Annotated in this window: 16 protein-coding genes and 2 CRISPR repeat arrays; of the genes, 4 read left to right on the top strand and 12 right to left on the bottom strand. The window is 62.3% G+C overall.

Annotated features, from left to right (window positions below):
• Positions 1–23: 23 nt before the first annotated feature.
• The 4 genes from D5041_RS18200 to D5041_RS18185 form a co-directional block, all read right to left on the bottom strand.
• Entirely contained in the window at positions 24–1,433 is a 1,410-nt protein-coding gene (locus D5041_RS18200) for a type II toxin-antitoxin system HipA family toxin (RefSeq protein ID WP_265285416.1), read from the bottom strand.
• Complete coding sequence (locus D5041_RS18195) at positions 1,433–1,816, bottom strand: helix-turn-helix transcriptional regulator (protein WP_010107617.1); 384 nt, start codon at positions 1,814–1,816, stop codon at positions 1,433–1,435. The genes D5041_RS18200 and D5041_RS18195 overlap by 1 nt, the downstream gene beginning before the upstream one ends.
• Positions 1,817–1,973: 157 nt before the next feature.
• The gene (locus D5041_RS18190) at positions 1,974–3,149 is read right to left on the bottom strand and encodes an acetyl-CoA C-acyltransferase (protein ID WP_010107614.1); all 1,176 of its coding nucleotides are present in this window, start codon (positions 3,147–3,149) and stop codon (positions 1,974–1,976) included.
• A 62-nt stretch (positions 3,150–3,211) separates the two neighbouring features.
• On the bottom strand, positions 3,212–5,311 hold the full coding sequence (locus tag D5041_RS18185) for a 3-hydroxyacyl-CoA dehydrogenase NAD-binding domain-containing protein (protein ID WP_265285415.1): 2,100 nt from the start codon (positions 5,309–5,311) through the stop codon (positions 3,212–3,214).
• A 288-nt stretch (positions 5,312–5,599) separates the two neighbouring features.
• Here D5041_RS18185 and D5041_RS18180 point away from each other — a divergent pair, with 288 nt between their 5' ends.
• The 3 genes from D5041_RS18180 (at position 5,600) to D5041_RS18170 (ending at position 8,597) form a co-directional block, all read left to right on the top strand.
• Positions 5,600–7,081, top strand: a complete 1,482-nt coding sequence (locus tag D5041_RS18180; protein ID WP_010107609.1) for an AMP nucleosidase — start codon at positions 5,600–5,602, stop codon at positions 7,079–7,081.
• Between the two features lie 81 nt (positions 7,082–7,162).
• The gene (locus D5041_RS18175) at positions 7,163–7,495 is read left to right on the top strand and encodes a helix-turn-helix domain-containing protein (RefSeq protein ID WP_010107607.1); all 333 of its coding nucleotides are present in this window, start codon (positions 7,163–7,165) and stop codon (positions 7,493–7,495) included.
• Positions 7,485–8,597 (top strand): type II toxin-antitoxin system HipA family toxin, encoded by a 1,113-nt coding sequence (locus D5041_RS18170; protein ID WP_265285414.1) that lies wholly within the window; start codon positions 7,485–7,487, stop codon positions 8,595–8,597. Before D5041_RS18175 ends, D5041_RS18170 begins: the two co-directional genes overlap by 11 nt.
• Here D5041_RS18170 and D5041_RS18165 read toward each other — a convergent pair.
• Positions 8,548–9,228, bottom strand: coding sequence for an IS630 family transposase (locus D5041_RS18165; RefSeq protein ID WP_265284006.1), 681 nt, complete (start codon positions 9,226–9,228; stop codon positions 8,548–8,550). The two genes, D5041_RS18170 and D5041_RS18165, sit on opposite strands and share 50 nt — an antisense overlap.
• Positions 9,225–9,650, bottom strand: coding sequence for a helix-turn-helix domain-containing protein (locus D5041_RS18160; protein WP_265256950.1), 426 nt, complete (start codon positions 9,648–9,650; stop codon positions 9,225–9,227). Before D5041_RS18160 ends, D5041_RS18165 begins: the two co-directional genes overlap by 4 nt.
• A 51-nt stretch (positions 9,651–9,701) precedes the next feature.
• Between D5041_RS18160 and D5041_RS18155 the strand changes: the two genes are divergently transcribed.
• On the top strand, positions 9,702–9,941 hold the full coding sequence (locus tag D5041_RS18155) for a hypothetical protein (RefSeq protein ID WP_265285413.1): 240 nt from the start codon (positions 9,702–9,704) through the stop codon (positions 9,939–9,941).
• Between the two features lie 76 nt (positions 9,942–10,017).
• Positions 10,018–10,586: a CRISPR direct-repeat array (repeat unit 28 nt; unit sequence TTTCTGAGCTACCTACTCGGCAGTGAAC).
• Positions 10,587–10,676: 90 nt separating this feature from the next.
• Positions 10,677–13,771: direct repeats of the CRISPR family, unit length 28 nt; unit sequence TTTCTGAGCTACCTACTCGGCAGTGAAC.
• Between the two features lie 129 nt (positions 13,772–13,900).
• Here D5041_RS18155 and cas6f read toward each other — a convergent pair.
• Genes cas6f through cas1f form a run of 6 tightly spaced genes read right to left on the bottom strand, consistent with a single transcriptional unit; the run spans position 13,901 to position 22,661 of the window.
• On the bottom strand, positions 13,901–14,467 hold the full coding sequence (gene cas6f / locus D5041_RS18150; protein WP_265285412.1) for a type I-F CRISPR-associated endoribonuclease Cas6/Csy4: 567 nt from the start codon (positions 14,465–14,467) through the stop codon (positions 13,901–13,903).
• A gap of 8 nt (positions 14,468–14,475) precedes the next feature.
• On the bottom strand, positions 14,476–15,543 hold the full coding sequence (csy3, locus tag D5041_RS18145; protein WP_265285411.1) for a type I-F CRISPR-associated protein Csy3: 1,068 nt from the start codon (positions 15,541–15,543) through the stop codon (positions 14,476–14,478).
• 50 nt (positions 15,544–15,593) lie between these two features.
• Complete coding sequence (gene csy2 / locus D5041_RS18140; RefSeq protein WP_265285410.1) at positions 15,594–16,727, bottom strand: type I-F CRISPR-associated protein Csy2; 1,134 nt, start codon at positions 16,725–16,727, stop codon at positions 15,594–15,596.
• Positions 16,724–18,121, bottom strand: coding sequence for a type I-F CRISPR-associated protein Csy1 (csy1, locus tag D5041_RS18135; RefSeq protein WP_265285409.1), 1,398 nt, complete (start codon positions 18,119–18,121; stop codon positions 16,724–16,726). Before csy1 ends, csy2 begins: the two co-directional genes overlap by 4 nt.
• A complete protein-coding gene (cas3f, locus tag D5041_RS18130) occupies positions 18,118–21,648 on the bottom strand; it encodes a type I-F CRISPR-associated helicase Cas3f (RefSeq protein ID WP_265285408.1) in 3,531 nt (1,176 codons plus the stop codon). The genes csy1 and cas3f overlap by 4 nt, the downstream gene beginning before the upstream one ends.
• Entirely contained in the window at positions 21,645–22,661 is a 1,017-nt protein-coding gene (gene cas1f, locus D5041_RS18125; protein WP_265285407.1) for a type I-F CRISPR-associated endonuclease Cas1f, read from the bottom strand. Before cas1f ends, cas3f begins: the two co-directional genes overlap by 4 nt.
• Positions 22,662–22,685 lie beyond the last annotated feature (24 nt).

Genomic DNA, 22,685 nt, shown 5'->3' with positions numbered 1-22,685 from the left:
TACGATTGCACATCCATTCCCATTCATGGGGATGGATCGAAGCCGTCCGCCACGTTGTCGGATTGCGCTTGCGGCGTGGCTGCGGCGATGTCTTTGCGGGGTTGGCGCTGCATGCTACCTTTTGCGGTATCTGCTGCCTGTGGTTCCAAGCCCGGCGCAACGACAGTCGGCGCCACCGCACGCGCGGCGTATTTCGCCTCTTCATGTTCAAACGCCAAGCGGTAATCCCCAACCTCTGCCCGGCTCATGCCTGCCTCGTGTGCCAGCACGCGCCAGTTCATCTGAATCGTTTTGGCCATGGATCCCACAATTTGGGCCGCTTTATCCGGATCGATCTCGAAACAGAATGAATGATCCATCAGCAACGCGATAGAGGAGCTTGGATCCGCCGGATCAGCGATGGCTGTCTTGAGTTCGCGAAACCGCTCAGGGGCAGGGTTGACATCGAAAGCAGGCGATAGCCGCCATTTCCCATTACCGGCATACAGGAAGCCGTGATTCTTCAAGTGATCGTCAACATTTGAGACAAGAATGCTGAAGCTCACACGCCGAAAAAGCGCGTGCATTTCCTCGTGGGGAGACGCGGTGTGCTGGCGGATGGTGTCAGCCAGACTCACATACGTGCCCCCGGTCGCAGTTGGAGCATCGAGCATGGTCTGGGCCGAGATAAAAGGAATGCGGCCTTTATCCGAGCGGTCGAAGCGCTGGATGATCGCCACGGGCAAGCCGTCGCTCATCTCGATGCGTGCCTTGGGCACATCGAGTCCGCATATGCGCGCCAATTTCAGTGTCAGTACCTCGGCCCTCTCGACCGCATGCGTGTCGTACCTTGACGTGAACTTTGCGACAGCCAAACTGCCATCCGTGTCAATGATGGAGCATTTGGGACGGGCGCCCCCCAGTGTAGTGCCTACTTGTCGAAGCCGGCGCAACGCAACCATGTCCGGTTCGTCGCTCTGCGCACTGGCAATTGCCTGACCCAGTTGATCCAGATGCAACAATGGCGGAATCAAGTGCCGTCCACCGTACCCGGCGGCAAGAAATGGCTGGGCATCGCCGACTTCCCGAAAACGCAGAGCGCCCATTCGACTGAAATCATCCACCGCCGTCAAGAAATCCATCTCGGTAAGTGGCCCGCTTTCTCTTCGATTGAAACGGACATCCTTCCGAAGGATGCTCCGTCCCCAAGAGTCAGGTGTGGTATCTGCAATCGGCAACGGCAATGAAGAGGTTTGTTCGTTCCGGCTTTTGAAGAACCTTCTGTCGGCCTCCAACGGCAACAGCGGCGCAATGGCAAAACTCCGGGGATGCTCAAGCCATGCCGGATCGTATTGAAAACTGGAATGCTCGCGGCCTGCAGCCGACTCGAACCACAGTGTGCCAACCTCCAACCCCGCTTCACCCAGGCAAACCTGGAGAATCTTTTGCCCCATCAGAATGCCTCCGGTTCAGAACGATCCGAATGCCTCTCTGGCACATCCTGCGACCCCGCCACCGCTTTGCGTTGCCGCTTTGGCCGGATGCGCTGAGGTAGATCGTTCACGCTGAGGACAAGCCCGACGTCGTCTTTGGCAATGTCCAGCAAGTTGGCAATTCGGTCGCTCTCCCCGAGCGTCATGAGCACCATCGCAAGCACACCCAGGGACACGCCGGGATCCCCTTTTTCCAGACGGCGGATGGTTGCAACATGGGCACCGGCCCCCTCGGCCAAACGCTGTTGCGTGAAGCGGCGGCGTTTCCGTGCGATGGCGATGTCATTGCCCAGTTTGGAAAGCTCGGCCCCTGCACGCAGGGATGGGATGGTTTTTGCACTCATAACAGCGCATATATTAGCCAAGGAGCCTGTTTAAGGCAACATATATGCGGCTTTAATGGCGCGGTATGGTTGCGCCACCGTAGCCCATCCGGAAAGCCGTGCAACGGCTTGGCGCAGCGCGGTTGGCAGGGGGCAGGGGCCCCCCGCCGCCTCCAACTCAGAGCACCTCAAAGACGCCCGCTGCGCCCATTCCACCGCCTATGCACATGGTCACGCACACGCGTTTCGCGCCGCGGCGCCGGCCTTCGATGAGCGCGTGCCCCGTGAGGCGCTGGCCCGATACGCCGTAGGGGTGGCCGACGGCGATCGCGCCGCCGTTGACGTTCAGGCGGTCTGCGGGAATTCCCAGCCGGTCGCGGCAGTAGAGCACCTGCACGGCAAAGGCTTCGTTGAGCTCCCACAGGTCGATGTCGTCAACGGTCAGGCCCAGCTTGCCGAGCACCTTGGGTACGGCGAACACGGGGCCTATGCCCATTTCGTCGGGCTCGCAGCCGACCACGGCAAAGCCCAGGAAGCGGCCCAGGGGCTGAAGGCCCTTTTTGCTCGCGTATTCCTCGCTGGTCAGCACGCAGGCACCGGCGCCGTCGGAGAACTGGCTGGCGTTTCCGGCCGCGATCAGTCCACCGGGCAGCGCGGGGCGGATGCCGGCAAGGGCCGCTGCCGTCGTGCCCTCGCGCAGGCCCTCGTCACGGCTCACCGTGAGCTTGCGGGTGACCAGGCCCGCCGCCTCGTCCAGCACGCCGGCGGTCACGGTGATGGGGGCGATTTCCGCGTCGAACCGGCCAGCGGCCTGCGCCGCGCAGGCCTTTTGCTGGCTCGCGGCGCCGTATTCGTCCATGGCCTCGCGGCCGATCTGGTAGCGCTTGGCGACCTGCTCGGCAGTCTGCAGCATGCTCCAGTAGATCTCGGGCTTTTGCCGGGCCAGCGCCGGGTCCTGAATCATGTGCTGGTTCACCTCCTGCTGGACGCAGGAGATGCTCTCCACCCCGCCGGCGACGAACACCTCGGCCTCGCCCGTGATGATGCGCTGCGCCGCCAGCGCAATGGTTTGCAGGCCGGAGGAGCAAAACCGGTTCACGGTGACTCCCGCGGTGCTGACCGGCAGGCCCGCCCGGAGCGCGATCTGGCGCGCGATGTTCGCGCCCGTCGCGCCCTCGGGCGTGGCGCAGCCCATGAGGACGTCCTCCACCTCGGCTGCGGCTATTCCCGCGCGCTGCACGGCATGCTGCACGGCGTGGCCGCCGAGCGTGGCGCCATGGGTCATGTTGAAGGCGCCTTTCCAGCTCTTGGCAAGCGGGGTGCGGGCGGTGGAAACGATCACTGCGCGGGTCATGGGGAAATCCTTTCAGGGGTGGGTGAGCGCACCGACGGTGGCCCGGTGCGGCCTTGCATCGGTCAGTCGAACACCTTGCCTTGCGCCGCCAGCTTGGCGAGCAAGGGCGCGGGCTTCCAGAACGCGGCGTCGTCCAGCGGGTTTTTGGCAAAGCGCTCCATGGCCTGCACCACGTTGAACAGACCCAGTTCGCCGGCGTAGTGCATGGGGCCGCCGCGGTGCAGCGGGAAGCCATAGCCGGTGATGTACACCATGTCGATGTCGCTGGACTTGCTGGCAATGCCGTCCTCCAGAATGTGCGCGCCTTCGTTGACCAGCGCGAACACCAGGCGCTGCACGATTTCCTCTTCGGCAATCCTGCGCGGCGTGATTCCCAACTCCTTGCGGTGGTCCTCAATCAGCTTTTCGACCAAGGCGCTCGGGATCGCGTCGCGCTTACCGGCCTGGTAGTCGTACCAGCCGGCGCCGGTTTTCTGGCCAAAGCGGCCGAGTTCGCAGAGCTTGTCCGCCGTGCGGCTGTACTTCATTTCGGCACGTTCGACGGCGCGGCGCTTGCGGATTGCCCAGCCGATGTCGTTGCCCGCCAGATCGCTCACGCGAAACGGCCCCATGGCAAAGCCGAAACTCTCCATGGCCTGGTCCACCTGCTGGGGCGTGCAGCCCTCGTCGAGCAGAAAACCGGCCTGGCGCACGTACTGCTCGAGCATGCGGTTGCCGATGAAGCCATCGCACACCCCCGAGAGCACGCAGGTTTTTTTGATCCGCTTGCCCAGCGCCATCACCGTCGCCAGCACGTCCTTGGCGGTTTGCTTGCCGCGCACCACCTCGAGCAGCTTCATCACGTTTGCCGGGCTGAAGAAATGCATTCCGAGCACATCCTGCGGGCGCCGGGTGCAGGCGGCTATCCGGTCCACGTCCAGCGTGGAGGTGTTCGACGCCAGGATCGCGCCGGGCTTGGCGACGGCGTCGAGTTGCCGGAACACGGCCTCCTTGACGCCCATTTCCTCGAACACCGCCTCGATGAACAGGTCGGCGTCCTTGAGATCGGCGTAGTCGAGCGTGGGCGACAGCAGCGCCATGCGCTGCGTGTACTGTTCCTGCGTGAGCTTGCCCTTTTTGACCTGCGCCTCGTAGTTCTTGCGCATCGTGGCCATGCCGCGATCGAGCGCCTCCTGGCGGGTTTCCAGAATCTTCACGGGGATTCCCGCGTTCAGGAAATTCATGGCAATGCCGCCGCCCATGGTGCCGGCGCCGACCACGGCCACGGCCCGGATCTCGCGCCGGGGGGTGTCGGCCGGCACGTCCGCAATCTTCGACACCGCGCGCTCGGCCATGAACAGATGGCGCAGCGCGCGCGACTCGGGGGTCCACATCAACTCGATGAAAATCGCGCGCTCGACCTGCACGCCATCGTCGAAGCTGCGCCGGGTGGCGGCCTCGATCGCGTCCACGCAGCGCGCGGGCGCGGGGAATTTCCCGGCCATGCCCTTGATCATGTTGCGCGTGAACTGAAAGTACGCGTCGCCCGCAGGGTGCTTGCAGGGCAGGTTGCGCACCAGCGGCAGCGGGCGCACGCCGGCCACGCTCTGCGCAAGGGCCAGGGCCTCGGCGGCGAGCGACTCGGCCGAAGCAGACATCTTGTCGAACAGCTTCTGGCCGGGCATGGCGCCGATGAATTCGCTCTTCACGGTCTCGCCGCTGACGATCGTGTTCAGCGCCGCCTCCACGCCGACCACGCGCGGCAGGCGCTGCGTTCCGCCCGCGCCCGGCAGCAGGCCCAGCCGGACCTCGGGAAACGCGATGCTGCAACCGGGTGCGGCAATGCGGTAGTGGCAGCCCAGGGCCAGTTCCAGCCCGCCGCCCATGGCAACGCTGTGCAGCGCGGCAATGACGGGCTTGGACGCGTTCTCGATGGCCGCGATCACGGACGACAGACTGGGTTCCTGGAGGGACTTGCCGGTGCCGAATTCCTTGATGTCGGCACCTCCGGAGAAAGCGCTGCCGGCGCCCGTGATGACGATCGCAGTGACCGCCGCGTCCGCCTGCGCGCGGGCCAGGCCGTCCGCAATGCCCTGCCGGGTCGCGAGCCCAAGCCCGTTTACCGGCGGATTGGCCAGGGTGATCACGGCAACCGGGCCGTGGACCGCGTATTCAGCGCTCATGCTGTAGTTCCTTTGAAGGATGGAAAAAGAACGATCGTGCGTTTTAATTGTAGGGGCAACGGATGGCTTTTTTGGCGCCATGGAAGGGGATTTCAATTGCAAACACCCGGCCATCCCTTGCGGACCACGCCGTCTGTCAAGGTGGCGACACGGCGGAGTGGCCTTGCAGCCGGCGCATCAACTGCTGCTACTGCACATCGACGCCCAAGGCAGGCGCGCACGGCAGACGATGGCCGTGCGCATGCAGCACGACGACCCGGGCATGCGCCGCTTGTGGACAATGGGGGCATGGTCCTCATTGCCGACTTCATCGCCCCCACGCGCCACACCGACCCGGCCGATGCGCTGGCCCAGGTGCAGCGCATCTATCAGCAGCAGATCGAACATCTGCGCGCGGCCATGCAGCGCTTCGTCGCGGGTCAGACGCCCGCCACCGCGGTGCGCGCCTTCTACCCGTTCGTGCGCGTGCACACGAGCACCGTGGCGCGCGCGGACAGCAAGCTGGCCTACGGCTTCGTGGACGGCCCCGGGCGCTACGAAACCACCCTGACCCGGCCGGACCTGTTTGCCCGCTACTACGCGGAGCAGTTCCGCCTGCTGCGGGCCAGCCACGGCGTGGAACTCGAAGTGGGAACCAGCACGCACCCGATACCCATCCACTTCTCCTTTGCCGAGAATGACCACATCGAGGGCGCGCTGAGCCCCGGGCGCCGCACGCTCATGCGCGACGTGTTCGACCTGCCCGACCTGACCGCCATGGACGACGGCATTGCCAACGGCACCTGGCAGGCGCTGCCGGGAGAGGCGCAGCCCCTTGCGCTGTTCACCGCGCCGCGCGTGGACTATTCGCTGCACCGCCTGCGCCACTACACGGGAACGGCGCCCGAGTGGTTCCAGAACTTCGTACTGTTCACCAACTACCAGTTCTACATCGACGAATTCGTGCGCCTGGGCCACGCCGAAATGGCCCGGCCCGACAGCGAGTACCGGGCCTTCATCGAGCCCGGAAACGTGGTCACGCGCCGGCTCGACCTGCCCGCGCAGCCGGGGGACGAACTCGGGGTGGCCCCGCCGCGCCTGCCGCAAATGCCCGGCTACCACCTGGTGCGCAAGGACAACAGCGGCATCACCATGGTGAACATCGGCGTCGGCCCGGCGAACGCCAAGACCATCACCGACCACGTCGCCGTGCTGCGACCGCACGCCTGGATGATGCTCGGCCACTGCGCGGGCCTGCGCCACAGCCAGCAGTTGGGCGACTACGTGCTGGCGCATGCCTACGTGCGCGAGGACCACGTGCTCGACGAGGAACTGCCGCTGTGGGTGCCGATCCCGGCGCTCGCAGAAATCCAGCAGGCGCTACAGCAGGCCGTGGCCGACGTCACGCAGATCGGCGGCGCCGACCTCAAGCGCGTGATGCGCACCGGCACCGTGGCCAGCACCGACAACCGCAACTGGGAACTGCTGCCCGGCAACACGCCCCAGCGCCGCTTCAGCCAGAGCCGCGCCGTGGCGCTGGACATGGAAAGCGCCACCATCGCGGCGAACGGCTTTCGCTTTCGCGTTCCCTACGGCACCCTGCTGTGCGTGAGCGACAAGCCGCTGCACGGCGAGATCAAGCTCCCGGGAATGGCGAACCACTTCTACCGCGAGCGGGTGGACCAGCATCTGCGCATCGGCATGCGCGCGATCGAGATCCTGCGCAACGGCGGCGTGGATCGCCTGCACAGCCGCAAGCTGCGCAGTTTCGCCGAGGTGGCCTTTCAGTAAGCGCGGCGCTTCGTCCGGCTTGTACTCCATGTAGAGAAAGCCTAATATGGCGGGTGTTGAGTGTAGATAACGCCTAATTTAATGAGCAAATTCGTGATTCCCCTGCAAGCCACCGAGCAGCTTGCCCAGTTGGGTCGGCGCATCCGGGTGGCGCGGATTCGGCGCGACTGGTCGATCGCCGATCTCGCCAGCAAGGTGGGGATCAATCGAAACACCCTCGCGGCGCTGGAACTCGGTAAGCCGGGTACGGCGGTCGGCGTGTGCTTCACGGTACTGTGGGCACTCGGCCTGGACAGGTCGCTGGACGCTGTTGCGGATCCCGACAGCGATCTCCACGGCAAGGCGCTCGAAGCTTCCCGCCGCCCCACGCGGGCGGGCAAGGCCCGAAAGGCAAGCGACGACTATGACTTCTGAGCGGGAAGCCTACGTCTACGTCCAGCTACCCGGCACGTTGGAAACGGTACCGGCAGCGCTGCTCAGGGTGCAGACGCTGCCCGACGGCACGCAGATAGGGCGGTTTCGCTACGGCGACCGTTACCTTCAGCGCCGAGAGGCGATTGCACTCGATCCGTTCCAACTGCCTCTTGCCAAGGAAGTCTTCGCGTTCACCCAGCTCAAGGGGATTCCCGGCGCAGTTCGAGACGCTGGCCCCGACGCCTGGGGACGGCGCGTAATCGAGCACAGGCTCGAGCGCAGCGTGGCTGACCTCCAGGAAATCGACTATTTGCTGCATGGACCGCAAGACGGGGCAGGGTACCTGAGCTTCGGACTGAAGGCCGAACCGCCCGCGCCCAGGCGCCAGTACAACCGCACGCACCAGTTGGCCGAGCTGATCGCGGCCACGCAGGCGATCGAAGCGGGGCGCCCAGTGGCCGCCCATCTGCTCGAACAGATCGACCCTGGCACCAGCATGGGCGGTGCGCGGCCGAAGGCTACGATCGAGGACGCGCAAAGTCTCTGGCTCGGCAAGTTTCCCGCCAGAGATGACCGCTTCAATCTGCAGCGGGTCGAATTTGCGACGCTCGACCTGGCACGCCGCTCCGGTTTGAACGTCGCGCAAGCCCGGCTGGAGACGGTCGGCGCGAGCGACGTGCTGATGTTGCAGCGCTTCGATCGTGACTACACCGACGGGGGTTACCTGCGTTTCGGTCTCGTCAGTGGCCTGACCGTGCTTGCCTGCGGCGATAGCCACCTGGACCGGGAACGCTGGTCCTACCCGTTGATGGCCGATAACCTGCGCCGCTGGTCGGACAAACCGGAAGCCGACTGCGCCGAACTTTTCAGGCGGATGGTCTTCAATGCCGCCGTGACCAACAACGATGACCATCCGCGCAACCACGCCCTGCTGCGCAGGCAGAAGGGATGGCGGCTGTCTCCGGCCTACGACCTCGTGCCCGCACCCGTGCTCAGCCTGGAGCGGCGCGACCTGGCCCTGACCATTGGCGACTACTACAGACGCCTAGGAGTTATGAAACATAATGGCGTCCCAATTTTTCATCCGCATCCTGCCGCGTGAACTTCCACTCAATGGTTCGCCGCTGAGCGTTTCTAGCCTGCTGCCACGCATCGACTTCGTCTCGCAGAAATTCTCGACTGCCCATCCGTCGGTCCAAGCACTGACGACTCAGGACGCTGATTTCAACCTCGGCCATGTTCAGCCAACTGGCGTGTTTGGGGGTGTAGTGAAAGTCCACTCGGCGCAAGAGCTTGTCTGCCGCTGTCTTGCCCAGCACGTCCTCGAAGGACTTTCTGAAGTGTGTGTTCAGATTGTCCAAAACCAGATGAACCCGGCGCGCATTGGCGTAGTTGTTCGTCAGCAACTCTTGGACGAACGCTACGAAATCCACCTTGCACCGGCGTTCAGTCACCGTGACTACGCGCCTGCCTGCCTTGGGTTCGACAGCCACAAACAGATTGCTCGTGCCCTTACGCACATATTCGTAGTCCACCTTGGCAGGACTGCCCCGATCCATCGGCAGCGGTGCACGGCTGTGCTCGACGAGTTGAAGACTCTTCTCGTCGATGCAGATCACTGGCTCAGTTGCCCGCAGCGGCTTGGCGTACAGCCTAAGCACGTTGTACATGCGCCGCCGGTACTCTTGCGTCAGCAGGCCGATGCACCACATCACCCTGCGCCAGGGTTTCAAGTAGTTTTTTTTAGTATGCGTCGCACGGTATCCCGACCCATGCAACTGAGGCCAGGCTCTTGGCGTATAGCGTGTTCGAGCTCCATCAGCGTCCAGCGGTTGCGCCCCGAAGGAGGTGCCGAACAAGCCAGCGCCACCACCCGCGCTTCGTCGTCCGTGTCGTACTTGCAAGGCCCACCTGAGCGCTTCAAATCGAACAGCGCCAACGTTAGTCCACCTTCCAGATACGCCAAGCGTGTGCGCCACACAGTGGTCCTCCCTATCCCCAGCACGGCCATGATCTGGGACTCCGGAACGTTCTGATCTAAGCACCACAGCACATGCGCACGGTTGACCTCTCGCGAATGATGCAGTCCCTTGCTGCGCATCTTGCCCACCGTTTTGCGGTCTTTGTTGGTCAAGTGCAGTTCGGTCTGGCGCATAGCAACACCCCTGGTCATCAATTGGTGATCGCATGATTTTACTCATGTTCCATGAATCCTAGGCGTCGGTACTACGGTCGCACCGCCAGCATCTACAACCTCCTGTCGCAGGCGGGGCGTTTCGGTTTGTCAGCGCAAGAGGCGCGCGGGCAAATCGATCAACTCGTCAATGTCGTCCGGCATTGGCGCGACGGCTTCCTTGCCTGCGGCGTGTCGGCCAAGGACATCGACTACATCGCTCCGGCCATCCTGCCTGACTGCTTCTTTTTCGAAAGGCAATCCGATACGTAAGTCGGTTATACCGGTGTTCACCTTTGGCAGGCTACGAACGGCTTTTTCGCCGATGTGAGGCCAATATTGTTGATAATTTCTGAGCTACCTACTCGGCAGTGAACCCGAATCCATCCGTCCCATTCGTGGCCGGGGATTTTCTGAGCTACCTACTCGGCAGTGAACCATTTGGAGTATGCGGAAGGCCGGGCGCGGCTTTTCTGAGCTACCTACTCGGCAGTGAACATCCGAATGCGCCGGAGACGGGCGCTGCCCTGTTTCTGAGCTACCTACTCGGCAGTGAACCATTCGCCACGGCGCAGTTCCAAATCAACACCTTTCTGAGCTACCTACTCGGCAGTGAACACCCGCGTGCGCGATGCCATCGTGCGCCGCCATTTCTGAGCTACCTACTCGGCAGTGAACGCGTCGCCAAGAAATTTGCAAGCGCTTTACAGTTTCTGAGCTACCTACTCGGCAGTGAACGAGCTGGGCAAGTGGGACACCGCCAACGACCGTTTCTGAGCTACCTACTCGGCAGTGAACGCGTCAGCAGCGGGGTTGTGGCCCTTCGCATCTTTCTGAGCTACCTACTCGGCAGTGAACTTGCCGCTGAAATACCGGTTACAGACAGAGCACTTCTGAGCTACCTACTCGGCAGTGAACGCAACGCGCTTTTCTGGTGTGCCGGTTGCCAATTTCTGAGCTACCTACTCGCAGTGAACGGCGCAGGGGGACCTGGACATTGATCCGTCCGTTTCTGAGCTACCTACTCGGCAGTGAACATCAACTCCGGCTGCCCGTGCAGCGGCTCCAGTTTCTGAGCTACCTACTCGGCAGTGAACTCTGTGGGAGGCGCAGGGGCTGCTGGCGAAGTTTTCTGAGCTACCTACTCGGCAGTGAACGGTCTGTCAGGCTCTCGCCCTCGGCCGGGTCGTTTCTGAGCTACCTACTCGGCAGTGAACTCCATGAGCTTCCGCTGTTGCTCTGCGTCGTATTTCTGAGCTACCTACTCGGCAGTGAACGATGCGGAGGCGGCGGAGGCGTTGAAGGCGTGTTTCTGAGCTACCTACTCGGCAGTGAACTGCGACAAGTCCGTGCTGCGCAACAAGTTCGCTTTCTGAGCTACCTACTCGGCAGTGAACGATGCGGCGGCGAATGCGGCGTGGGAGGCGAATTTCTGAGCTACCTACTCGGCAGTGAACGAAATGACGGTCGATCTCGGCAGGGTCACGTGTTTCTGAGCTACCTACTCGGCAGTGAACGACCATCGCCTCGCCGGTGGTCTGCAGGCGCATTTCTGAGCTACCTACTCGGCAGTGAACGATCGCGTGGGCCTGTGCTATCCCTACGTAAATTTCTGAGCTACCTACTCGGCAGTGAACGTGGGAGGCGTGGGCGGATGCGGATGCGGATGCGGAGTTTTCTGAGCTACCTACTCGGCAGTGAACTCTACGCGGGATGGGTGCGTTATTCAGCATTTTTTCTGAGCTACCTACTCGGCAGTGAACTTGCATCTGCTATCCGCGAAACATCTTTTGCTTTTCTGAGCTACCTACTCGGCAGTGAACGACCTGGACATTGATCCGTTCAGGCAGGAGCTTTTCTGAGCTACCTACTCGGCAGTGAACGAGGCGATGGCGGCGGAGGCGGAGGCGAAGGATTTCTGAGCTACCTACTCGGCAGTGAACGCGACATGGCTCCGGCCATACAGGACGTACTGTTTCTGAGCTACCTACTCGGCAGTGAACCTTCCGGGGTTGTTGATGACGCCCTTGGAGCCTTTCTGAGCTACCTACTCGGCAGTGAACGGTCCGACGCGGCTCCGGAACGTGGCCCCGAATTTCTGAGCTACCTACTCGGCAGTGAACCTGCGACGTAGTGCGGATGCGGATGCGGAGTTTTCTGAGCTACCTACTCGGCAGTGAACTCTACGCGGGATGGGTGCGTTATTCAGCATTTTTTCTGAGCTACCTACTCGGCAGTGAACTTGCATCTGCTATCCGCGAAACATCTTTTGCTTTTCTGAGCTACCTACTCGGCAGTGAACGACCTGGACATTGATCCGTTCAGGCAGGAGCTTTTCTGAGCTACCTACTCGGCAGTGAACGAGGCGATGGCGGCGGAGGCGGAGGCGAAGGATTTCTGAGCTACCTACTCGGCAGTGAACGCGTCGCGGGAGGCGTGGGCTGCGTGGCAGGTCTTCTGAGCTACCTACTCGGCAGTGAACCGTTCTGGTGCAAGCCAGGACCCTCGGTGCATTTTCTGAGCTACCTACTCGGCAGTGAACCAGCACGCGCCCCAGTTCTGTCGTGCGCTGCTTTTCTGAGCTACCTACTCGGCAGTGAACTCCACGTCAGTGGCTTCCTGTTCTCTGGCATCTTTCTGAGCTACCTACTCGGCAGTGAACGGTCTTCTTTGTGAGCAGCAGCCGGTGGATGTTTTCTGAGCTACCTACTCGGCAGTGAACTTCCGGGCCTGGGCCTTTTGCTCGTACTTTTTTTTCTGAGCTACCTACTCGGCAGTGAACGAGCTGCCGGATTTTGAGCGCTGGGTCCAACTTTTCTGAGCTACCTACTCGGCAGTGAACGTCAGCGCCGGCCTCGCGGAGGTGTCGCTTGATTTCTGAGCTACCTACTCGGCAGTGAACGATCGCGCGGGCCTGTGCTACCCGTACTTGAATTTCTGAGCTACCTACTCGGCAGTGAACTCCACGCGCTGCTGAAATCTGACATTCAACGTTTTCTGAGCTACCTACTCGGCAGTGAACCACCTTTGGCGACCCTGTGCCGGTGCTGGATCTTTCTGAGCTACCTACTCGGCAGTGAACGCAGTTCGCTGTACGAAACGGTGGCGGATTCTTTTCTGAGCTACCTACTCGGCAGTGAACCTTGCCGGCTGGGAAAATATCGGCTGCGACCATTTCTGAGCTACCTACTCGGCAGTGAACGCGACGAATGCGCGAGAGTCGGCGGCGGAGTTTTTCTGAGCTACCTACTCGGCAGTGAACGGCGAAGGCTGCGACAGCGGCGTCGAATAAGTTTTCTGAGCTACCTACTCGGCAGTGAACATCGATCGCGCCTCGGCAATCGAAGCCAGCAGTTTCTGAGCTACCTACTCGGCAGTGAACGGCGGCGTGAATGCGGTCGCGGGGGCGCAGTGTTTCTGAGCTACCTACTCGGCAGTGAACCGCAATGGCTGCGATGGAGAAACAACGTTCAATTTCTGAGCTACCTACTCGGCAGTGAACAGGGCGCAGCCCTCGTTATCCACTTGGTCGATTTTCTGAGCTACCTACTCGGCAGTGAACAATTCAATTTTCTTCAGCCGATCGACCTCATCTTTCTGAGCTACCTACTCGGCAGTGAACTGGACCCAGGCGGTCGGTAGGGAAGCGGGGATTTTCTGAGCTACCTACTCGGCAGTGAACGGCGGATTCATCTACTTCCGCTTGCGGCAGCTTTTCTGAGCTACCTACTCGGCAGTGAACGCGCCGGATTCCTTGCCAGCTGATCACTCGATTTTCTGAGCTACCTACTCGGCAGTGAACCTGCACGAGTGAACTGAAGCGGGACCCGGCTGTTTTCTGAGCTACCTACTCGGCAGTGAACGCCGACGCGCCCCATCCCTTGCATGTACAGTGTTTCTGAGCTACCTACTCGGCAGTGAACCCGGTCCGGGAGGCCCGCCTGGACTACTTTCATTTCTGAGCTACCTACTCGGCAGTGAACCCGGACCAAGAAACCGGAGAGTATGTCCTGAATTTCTGAGCTACCTACTCGGCAGTGAACATCGAGCACATGCAAGATGTTGCGACGAAGAATTTCTGAGCTACCTACTCGGCAGTGAACAGGATAAAAACATCCATAACCTATTGATATCCAAAGGAAAAATAGATATCTCGCAAGACTCCCCTATTTTTGAGGCTGACACGTAAGTCGTTGATTTTATTGAAGAAATGTCTTGGCCAAAAAAAAGGGTCAAAACCACGGGATCGTGGATTGTGTGCTGAGTCCGTAGGTGCTAAAGCTGCCCGGGGATGGCGTGTTCATCAAGGCTCCATGGTCGATAAACAGGTGGAAGGCTTGCCCTGAGCTGGCACTGTGCAAGCTCAGATAGGGCAACGCCAATCGCTGGCCCTCTTGATCCGGAATTCTCAGGAGCGCCTCTGCGCTGTCAATCCCGTGGCGGCGCATTTGGCGCCGGCGCAAAAGTTCGGGGTTGCTCTTGGCCTGTACGCGGCGCACGGTACGGTGCTGTGTGTGTGCGGGAACGGATACGGCTTCGCTCGCCTGCACATGGTCACGCATCCCCTGCAACCAGAGCAGTGCCTGCAGGCGTTGCAGCGCAGGCTCCGTGCCGTGAAGCCGCAATGTGTTGCCCAAGTGCGTTCCCCGGGGGGTCAGACCGGGAAAGCTCACTCCCACGTCGCCCGTGCCCAATTGCACCAAGGCGCGGTGCAGTTTGGCGTACAAGGCATTGAGCAAATGCGCGGGGCTGAATTCCGGGTCCGGCCGCAATGCAATGTCAATATAGTGTGTGGTCATGGAGAATCTCAGCTTGCATCGTCAGACGCTTCGTCAGAGGTTTTTTTGCCAAACACACCGCCACGGATCAAAACGGCCATTACATAGTGCTGCTGCTCCACGGATGGTTCTTTATCATTAAGCAGCCAGTTGTCCAGCAAGGTGTAGAAATCCAGCTTGCGCTTTGGCTGGCGGTGGGCCATGCTCCGCGTGGTGACCGCGCCGTAGGGTTCCACGGCAATCGGACCCCACTCATCGGCATCTTCGTACCAAGTGTCGATGGTGCGCAGGGCATTGCCGATTTTTTGGGAATGAATGGCTGCCACACCGGCCACAGCATAGAGCGTCTTTCCTTGCTTGACCTTGTTCTTGTTCTTGCTCTTGTCATTGTTGAGAACCAGTTCCTGCGATGGGAATACTTCTTGCCCGGCGCCAACGCGCGCAAAAGCGGTCACTTGCAGCAGCACATGGCGTTTGTTGCCAGTCAGTCCGTCCGCAATCACGGTCCCCAGAGACTGAACGGCATCATCATTGATAGAATCCAATTTCCGCAAATCAAGCGACAGAGCATCAAAAAACCGTGATTGCTCTGGCTCGCCATCCTTGAGCAAGGCCACCTTCACCTGCACGTTTTCTGCGCCAATGCGGTTGCGCCACAGGAAGCGGCCATTGGCCAAGTTTGCCGCATAGCGCTTGGCCAGTTCGGTAAATCCTTCTTTTTCCCTATAAATCTGCACCGTTTGCACCAGCTTTTTCTGATACTCTACCTTATTGCAGACTGACGGTGTTCCAGCACCGGCCAGCACGCGCAGCGTGAACTGAACTCTCAAGGTGTCCGCGTTGGTCGGTAATGTGGCCACATCTACCGTCTGCAGGTTGGGTTTTTCAATGTCGGCATCGAGCTTTGCGGGGTCTTGATCTTTTGTTTTAAGGCGGTTGGAGATGGTGCCGCGCAGACACTTGGAACGAATGGGGATTGGCGCCCAACGGGATGCATCCTCCCGGTCGTTCCAGTGCCCGGCGTGGAAAATGGCGTCAGAGGGATCAAGCTTGCGCTCGCAAGCCAGAACAGATGGAATTTCAAGATTTTTCGACATGGTTTCAATCCTTATGTGTGAATGGTGGGGTTGGCAATTTGTCTTGGCGGTTAGTCATAACTGTCGTCGTCTTCGTCCCAGTCCGCGTTCTCATCGGGGTCTGTGGGGGCTGGAACATAAGCATTGCGGCAGCGGTACAGGCCCTTGACCTCGTCGATCTCGGCACGCCACCACAGTTCCTCCGGCTGGCTCAGGCGGTGGGGGCTGATCCACCGGCCCAGCGAGTAGACCGATTCCACAAAGCGCAGCGGCGTGCCCATGTTGCGGGCGTTGTCCACCGTGCCCGCCAGATGACGGGGTGAGAGGGCCGCATAGCCCACGGGAATGGGAACCGTCCAGCCACTGCCCTTGCCGCGCAAGGGGTCGGCCCAGTCTGCAGGGGCAGTTTCGCCTTCCTTGGGTAGCACGGGCTCGTAGTTCCAGCGCGCTGCGTGCAGCCAGGCATCCAGCAGCGTGGCGTCGGGGTTTGTTTCGCGCAGTTTGGCCAAGCGCTCGGACAGCAGGTGGGCTTGCTCCACAAGGGCAAAACCGGGCAACCACTGGCGTCGCCACCAGCGAAATTGTTCGGCCCGGGCTTCGTGGTCCTCGGGCAGCACCGCCATCCAGGGCTGCACGCGTTTTCCGAGTGCCGGGCGGGATGGCAGCAGTGTGCCGCCAGCCACACGCATTTGCGAAAGAATGGCACCCGCCGCGCTGGCCCATTCCTGCATCTGCGCTTCGCCGCCCTGCACCAAACGCGGAGGGCCACCCGCCATGCGCTTTTCAGCCACGGCAAAGACCAGCGTGATATCGAGGTGGATGCGCCCTTCCTCAACGAGGGCGGCAGGTTTGCCGCGGCGCTTGCGAAGTGACATCGCCCCACGGATGCGCCCTTCCTCAACGAGGGCGGCAGGTTTGCCTTCTTCGAAGGCGGCCAGTTTTTCTTTTTGGCTCACCGGATTGCGGGTCAGGTTGAAAGTGCGCACATAGCCTTGCTGCGTCACCTGCTCCTGGTGGTGGTGGCTGATGACGCCCACGGCCTGCAAATGCAGCGGGATGTCATCCGGCGCCAGTTTGCGTTCCAGCGCCCACATCAAACCCAGGAAGGCGGTGATGGACGGGAAACCGTGCGTCAGTGGACTGGAGATGGCGTTGGCATTTTGCACGAGCAGATGCGGCAGGACCAGGATGGCTTCGGGTTTCATCGCGAGCCCCCTTGGCCATTGATGCGCCTGCGTTGCTCTGCCAATGTTTCGCGCCAGCCATCGTCCTTGACCAGCAGCGTACGCTGCCATTCGCGGGCCTCGACGTCGCCCACCGGCAACTGGCCTGCCAACTTGGCATTGAGCCAGTTGGCAAAGAACCTGCCAATGGTATTGGGCCAGTCCATCCATCGCCATTCCTTGGCAAAGTCGTCTTCACCGGGCAGTTCGGCGCGCAATGGGTCCAGCCACAGTTGTTCTGCACGCGCCAGCTTGTGGAAGCGCTCATCGTCCCGCGTCCAGCCTGGGGCCAAGCTTTGCTGCAACTTGGTTGCCAGCATGACCAACTCATCCACCAGCTTTTCAATATCAGCTGCGCGGCGCTCGCGCGTCGCTTGATTGGGCCGTGGGTCGCGTTCCAGAAAGCGGCGCAGGGCGCGCACTGTATTGCGCACCCCAGGCCGCTCGGGGTACAGGTGCTTGAACACCGAATCGGTATTCACCGGCAGGCGCTGCCTGCGAGGCTGCCAGATGGGGGGCAACGAGGCCAGCAAATAGTTCACCCCACCGCGCTCGCTATTCAATTGGCTGATGTTCAGCGGCTTTGTTCCACCCATCTTCTGCACGGCCAGCCCGGGGTAGTCGACAAACACACCGCCATGCGCCTTGCGCTCACGCCGTGCTTGGCGCGCGGCCTTGTTGGCTTTGCCATAGCGGGCATCCTTCACCTGGGTGTGCACGGTGTGGGCCAACGAAGTGGCAAACAAGGGGGCCAGCAACTCGTAGCCATCGTCCGCGCATGCATCGCTGCCCGTCAGCCAATACAGTTGCTTGGCCCGTGTGTGTGAGCTGGTCCGGTCAGAACGGGGCTGCGTCAGGCGGAGCAAGGCATTGCGCAAGGTCTTGGCCTGCGTCGCGTCGCCATGCAATGCCCGCAGGGCGGATGCGTCTTCCTCCTGTAGTGCAGTCAGCAGGCTGCGCCCATTCACTTCCAACTTCAGGAACTTGTACACATCCAACGCGGCTGCATTGCCCACCACATCAAAATCAAAGGCATTGCCCAGTGCATGGCTGCCCAACTCGGACAGTGTGGGCAGGCTGCTTGGCTCCGCATAAAGCTGGGTGCCGCGGGCGTCGGGGTGGATCGGCTTGAGGGAATGGGTGACGGCCTGGATTTGCTGTACCCGCTGCGCGGCGTCTTCAATCCAGGCCGCCGGCTGGTACCGTGCGCGCAATCTTTCACGCTCCGGGTCGTCTTCCTTGAGCTTGTCCAGCTTTGTTTGCAAGCGCTCCTGAATAAACGCTTGTACTGCGGCCTGGAAGCTGCTGTGCGCAGGGGCGTCAGTTTCTGCCATGGAGCCTGCTCTTCTCTTTGGGTGGGTGCTGATCCGAATCAATCTCCATGTGTCTTCTCCTTGGTGAATCCCAGAGTGTCGTGGTAGACCCAGCCCAGGTGGCTGCGGGGCTTGGGCAGGCTGAGCACAGCGTATTTTTCTGCGCAGCTGCGCAATGGTATTCCCTTGGAATGGGCCAAGGCTGTCAATTCATTCACCAAGGAGACTTTCAGCCAGGGGGCAATGCCCGGGCCCATGCGAATCTCCTTCAATCTCTTCAACTTTTCCTCTGCCGGCGCATAGAGCTTTCCTGCTGCTTTCCGGGTATCCGTCACCATGTGCAGAAGCAGATCGTTTTCGTCCTCGTCCGGCAAAAAGGCCACGTCCACCCGCGCTGTTGAATCGTCACGAAACCGCTGGTACTGCGGCAACAGTCCCGTCAACCACAAGCACTGCCCGCTGTGCCAATGCAGCGTTGCATTGCGCAGCGGGGGCGTGAAGAACTTGCCGCTTGGCGCTCGGGGAAGCATGGTGTCGCGCATGCGCTCGTGTTCCAGATCGATCCATTTTTGTCTTGGTTTGGGCTTTTCCGCAGCCACGACACGGGGGCGGGCGTCGATGGCGAAACCCGCTGGCGGGGACTCCAGCAATTGCGTCAAGCCATGTCCTTCCAGATAAAAGCGCCAAGCGGAGTCGTGCGGTTCCTGGCCGGTCGGTTTGTCTGCCTTGGGGTCCACGCGATTCATCTCAAATCCCGGCCTGCAAAATGCCGCCTCGCCGGGGCGTTCGCAGGCGCGCAGGTTGCTGTCGAGCACCGTCATGTTGACGGTGCTGACGGCGCCGGGCCGGTGGCGGCGCACGCGGCCGGCCAGTTGTATCAGCGAGCGCATCGACGAGGGCTCCACCACGGCCCAGTCGTAGTCGTGGTCGCGGCCGACTTCGGTGACCGGGCTGCCGAGCACGACGAATAGATGGTCTGGTTCCGGGTGCGCGTCCAGCAGTGCACGAATTTCGGACCGGTGCAGCACCGGATCGGCACCGCCCGGCGGTGCACGGCGGTCGAGCAGGGTGTCGAGCCGTCGTTCGATGGCCGAGCGGACCAGCAGCGGAAACTGCGCGTGGTAGACGCACAGGTGCAGGCGCACGCCGGGCGCCGGCGCGCCCTGGCGGTAGATCGCCCGGGCCACGTCGAACAGCGGATCGATGTTTGCCATGCGGATCAGGCCCAGGCTCACGCGCTTGCCGCTGTCGGGGGCCAGGCCATGGTTTTGTGGCCGCTGGTGCAGGTCCCATGCGCACTGGAGCACGAAACGGGCGAAATCCTCGCGCCGCGCGGCCTCGTCCATGGCGCCCCATGGCGCGGGCAGTGCGACGATCTGGCCCCGGCGGCGCACCTCGGCCTTGGCCAACTGGGCCACGCGCTTTTCCGCAAAGCGGGTGTGGGCCATGCGGAAGGCCGCGCCATCCGGGCAGTCCTGCGCGCTCTGGTGGAATTCGTCGATCCACAGGCAGCATACGTTGACGGGTTCGTCGGGGCGTTGGCTGCGGTGCCGCTGGAGAATCGTGCGCCCCTCGCGGTAGGCCAGATACAGGCCTTCGACCAGCGCGGGCGGCAAGGTGGCCGATGACAGCAGCAGGCGTGCGCCCAGCAGTCCGGCCCAATGCACCAGGCGTGTGAGCGCGGGCAGGTCGGCCATGTCGAAGTCGTCGGGCTCGTCCAGCACCAGGTCACCGGTCATCAGGCGCAGCATCGGAGCAATCTGGCGGCCGCCGCGCAGGCTCTCGGTTGCGGGCGTGAGGTGGTCTACGGTGCAGACCAGCAAGGGCGCGGTCAGCAGGGAGCGCAGCAGCGGGTCGTCGCTCAGGCGTTCCAGCAGCGGGTGCTGCGCATGGCCCTCGAACAGCACCTGCCCGCCTTCGTCGAGCAGGGCCTGGCACGATGCGGAGCCGGTGCTCTCGGCCTGCTGCTCCCAGTAGTCGAATAGCGCACGGCTGGCGCTGCCGCCCACCCGGATCGCGAGTTGCTCATCCGACAGGCCCAGGTCTTTCTGAAAGCTGCGCCCGGTTTGCAGCGTGAGCGTGCGCAGGCCGATGGCAAAGGCGCAGCGCAGGCCGGTGGCCGGGTCGGCCAACGCATTCATGATGCGCGCGTTGCCCAGGGTCTTGCCGCAGCCGGTGGAGGCCATGTTGACGATGAACGCGCCCTGGGCCTCGGCCCGGTGGCGCACGCTGGCGGCCAGGTCGGCGGCCTTGTCCTGCCACTGGAACCGGGCGCTGCTGCTGCGTTTTTTCAGGCCGCGGTGGTTTTGCAGTGCGGGCAGGCTGCGCGCCAGCGTGGGCAGGGACCGGGCGATCCGCGTGGCATGGGCCTGCACGCCCAGCAGGTGCTCGTCCAGGGTTTGGTTGAAGCTTCCCTGGCGCGGGGCGGGCGCGTGTTGGCTGCCCCCGTTCTGGCGTGTGTTCGCGTACAGCGGGTACTGCGCGTTCAGGTAGGGCGCGCGGCGCGCCGTGTCCTCGATGCGGGAGTAATGGTGGTCCGCCAGCATCAGGCACAGGCGCGAGACGTGCATGGTGAACGGGTCGTGCAGCGCGGGGCGTTGCACGCCGGGGGCGGCGAGGCCTTGCAGTTTTTCCGCGTAGCGCGCGGCTTGCTTGCGCCAGGACAGCAGGCCCACGGGCAGGCCATGCGCAAAGCGCCAGTAGGCGCCTATCTGTGCGGGCGCCAGGTCTCCGCGGGGCTCGTTCCAGTCGGCGTTGACCCGGGCCAGCAAGTCGTGCAGCTCGTTCGCATTGACGAACGGGAGGCGCGCACCGAAGCGAAGGTATTCCGAGTCCGAACGGGACGCTTCGGGTTCGTCGTCGGGCGCGTTGCGGTTGTTCTTGACGGGTTGGCAGGGCAGGCGATGGTGCGTGAGCACCAACCAGGCCACTGCCCGTGCGAGCGGCGGGAGCTTCGCAAAGGGCGGGCTCTGGTCCGCTGCCTCGTCCAGGCCATCGCGCAGCAATCGCCCGCGGTCCAACCACAGGGCTTCAAACGACGGCCCGTCCTGGCCCTCTTGCGCGCAGGTGGCCAGGCGCGCCAGCCAGCCCGCATCGTCATCGCTGCCCACAAGCGCCTGGAACAGCCGCACCGAAACCCATTCGTGCCGGTAGTGGTTGCGCTCCAGGCAGCCGGGGTTGCGCAGCCGGTCCTGGAACGCCTGCGTGGCCTTGCCCAGGTCGTGCATCAACGCCGCCAGGGCGGTCAGCGCGGTCATCAGGGGCAGGTGGTGCCAGGTGCGCTCGTCCTCGGCGCGCAGCAAGTTGCTCGTGCTGGTGTTGGTGGGCACGGCGCCTTCGGCGTTGAACTGCCGGCCGTCGCCTGCGATCCACAGCAGTTCGCTGTGGTTCAGGCCACGAATCCAGTGGCAGGCGACGGCGGTGTTCTTGCGCGCCGTCTTGCGCAGCAGCCTGCGCACGGTGTCCAGTCCGTCCGCGGTGATCGGGGTTTGCCAGGTGCGCTCGCCACGCCGTTCGGCAAATTGATCGAGGATGCGGCGGGTCTCCGTCAGGGCCCGTTTGCTGCATTGCGAGATGAAGAGCACGTTCATGGTGCGGGGCCCTGCGTGGTGGCGTGTTGCGCAGTTTCCTGCATGGCGTGCTGCGCAGTTTCCTGCGCAATGGTCTTGAGCGTGTCGATCATGAAATCCAGCGATTCGCTGCGGGTCAGGGTTTCGATGCAGCGCTGCCGAAACTGTTGCTCGTCATCGCCGCGCATGGCGGACAGAAAGGACTGCGGCAGGATGGCAGCGTCCTTGACCAAGTCTGCGGCATCGAAGACCAGTCCGCCGCGCCGCGTCTTTCCGTGCAGTACTGCCAAACCATGTGGGAGCCCCAGCACCCAGGTGGCCGTGGCCCCGAGTCCGTAAGCCAGGTAGTTGCCATGGTCGAGAAAACGATTCGCCGGGTCCGTTCCGGTGCCGCGTTTGGCGCGGCTGAAGTCGCCGTAGCCGGTGGTGTCCACTGCCAGCTTGAAAAGGGCCTTGGTCAGGCGTGCCTCGTCGGTGAGCAGCGCCGTGGTGTCGGGTGCCGTGGCAATGAGCCGGGTAAATTGCTCGACCAGTTCGTGCAGGCGCTGCGCATCGACTGCGAATCCGGCGTCCCGCAAGGGCCGCGCAGTCCATTGCGTTCGCAGCCGTTGCAAGCGCTGCGTCTGCAAGGCCTTGGCGGCCATGAGGCGCAGGTCGTCGTGGAACCAGAAGCGCACCCAGGCTTGCAGGTATTCGGTGGAGCGGTATTCGGATTGCGGGGCGAACCACGCGACCTCGATATCGACCTCATTCGCGCTGAACAACGGCGTGCCCCCGCCGCCGGCGAATCCGACGAGCACGCCCGCCTTGGCCAACTCGCGCATGGCCGCTTGGGTGACGGAGGTTCCGGTGCCCAGCAGGATGCTGGTGGTGTTCGCTATGGGAATGTTCCAGTACAGGCTGCGTTTGCCGGCGTCGGTCACGTACTCCACCCGCCCGCCATTGACGAGCACGCGGCAGTGTTCCAGATAGTAGAGGTTGGCCCGCTTGGAGTGCAGGATGGTCTTGAGGTCTGATGCGGCGATGGAGTCCATGCGGGGATAGCCTTCCGGAGTGGT

The organism is Verminephrobacter aporrectodeae subsp. tuberculatae (genome assembly GCF_026127385.1).
In the GTDB taxonomy this organism is placed as follows: Bacteria; Pseudomonadota; Gammaproteobacteria; order Burkholderiales; family Burkholderiaceae_C; genus Acidovorax; species Acidovorax aporrectodeae.
The sequence above is the reverse complement of the archived record's forward strand: the minus strand, read 5'-3'. Positions and strand labels throughout refer to the sequence as shown.

Excerpts from the sequence above, each read along its gene's own strand:
- D5041_RS18200 (WP_265285416.1), bottom strand. The coding sequence starts at position 1,433 with ATGGGGCAAAAGATTCTCCAGGTTTGCCTGGGTGAAGCGGGGTTGGAG.
- D5041_RS18195 (WP_010107617.1), bottom strand. The coding sequence starts at position 1,816 with ATGAGTGCAAAAACCATCCCATCCCTGCGTGCAGGGGCCGAGCTTTCC.
- D5041_RS18190 (WP_010107614.1), bottom strand. The coding sequence starts at position 3,149 with ATGACCCGCGCAGTGATCGTTTCCACCGCCCGCACCCCGCTTGCCAAG.
- D5041_RS18185 (WP_265285415.1), bottom strand. The coding sequence starts at position 5,311 with ATGAGCGCTGAATACGCGGTCCACGGCCCGGTTGCCGTGATCACCCTG.
- D5041_RS18180 (WP_010107609.1), top strand. The coding sequence starts at position 5,600 with ATGGTCCTCATTGCCGACTTCATCGCCCCCACGCGCCACACCGACCCG.
- D5041_RS18175 (WP_010107607.1), top strand. The coding sequence starts at position 7,163 with ATGAGCAAATTCGTGATTCCCCTGCAAGCCACCGAGCAGCTTGCCCAG.
- D5041_RS18170 (WP_265285414.1), top strand. The coding sequence starts at position 7,485 with ATGACTTCTGAGCGGGAAGCCTACGTCTACGTCCAGCTACCCGGCACG.
- D5041_RS18160 (WP_265256950.1), bottom strand. The coding sequence starts at position 9,650 with ATGCGCCAGACCGAACTGCACTTGACCAACAAAGACCGCAAAACGGTG.
- D5041_RS18155 (WP_265285413.1), top strand. The coding sequence starts at position 9,702 with ATGAATCCTAGGCGTCGGTACTACGGTCGCACCGCCAGCATCTACAAC.
- cas6f (WP_265285412.1), bottom strand. The coding sequence starts at position 14,467 with ATGACCACACACTATATTGACATTGCATTGCGGCCGGACCCGGAATTC.
- csy3 (WP_265285411.1), bottom strand. The coding sequence starts at position 15,543 with ATGTCGAAAAATCTTGAAATTCCATCTGTTCTGGCTTGCGAGCGCAAG.
- csy2 (WP_265285410.1), bottom strand. The coding sequence starts at position 16,727 with ATGAAACCCGAAGCCATCCTGGTCCTGCCGCATCTGCTCGTGCAAAAT.
- cas3f (WP_265285408.1), bottom strand. The coding sequence starts at position 21,648 with ATGAACGTGCTCTTCATCTCGCAATGCAGCAAACGGGCCCTGACGGAG.
- cas1f (WP_265285407.1), bottom strand. The coding sequence starts at position 22,661 with ATGGACTCCATCGCCGCATCAGACCTCAAGACCATCCTGCACTCCAAG.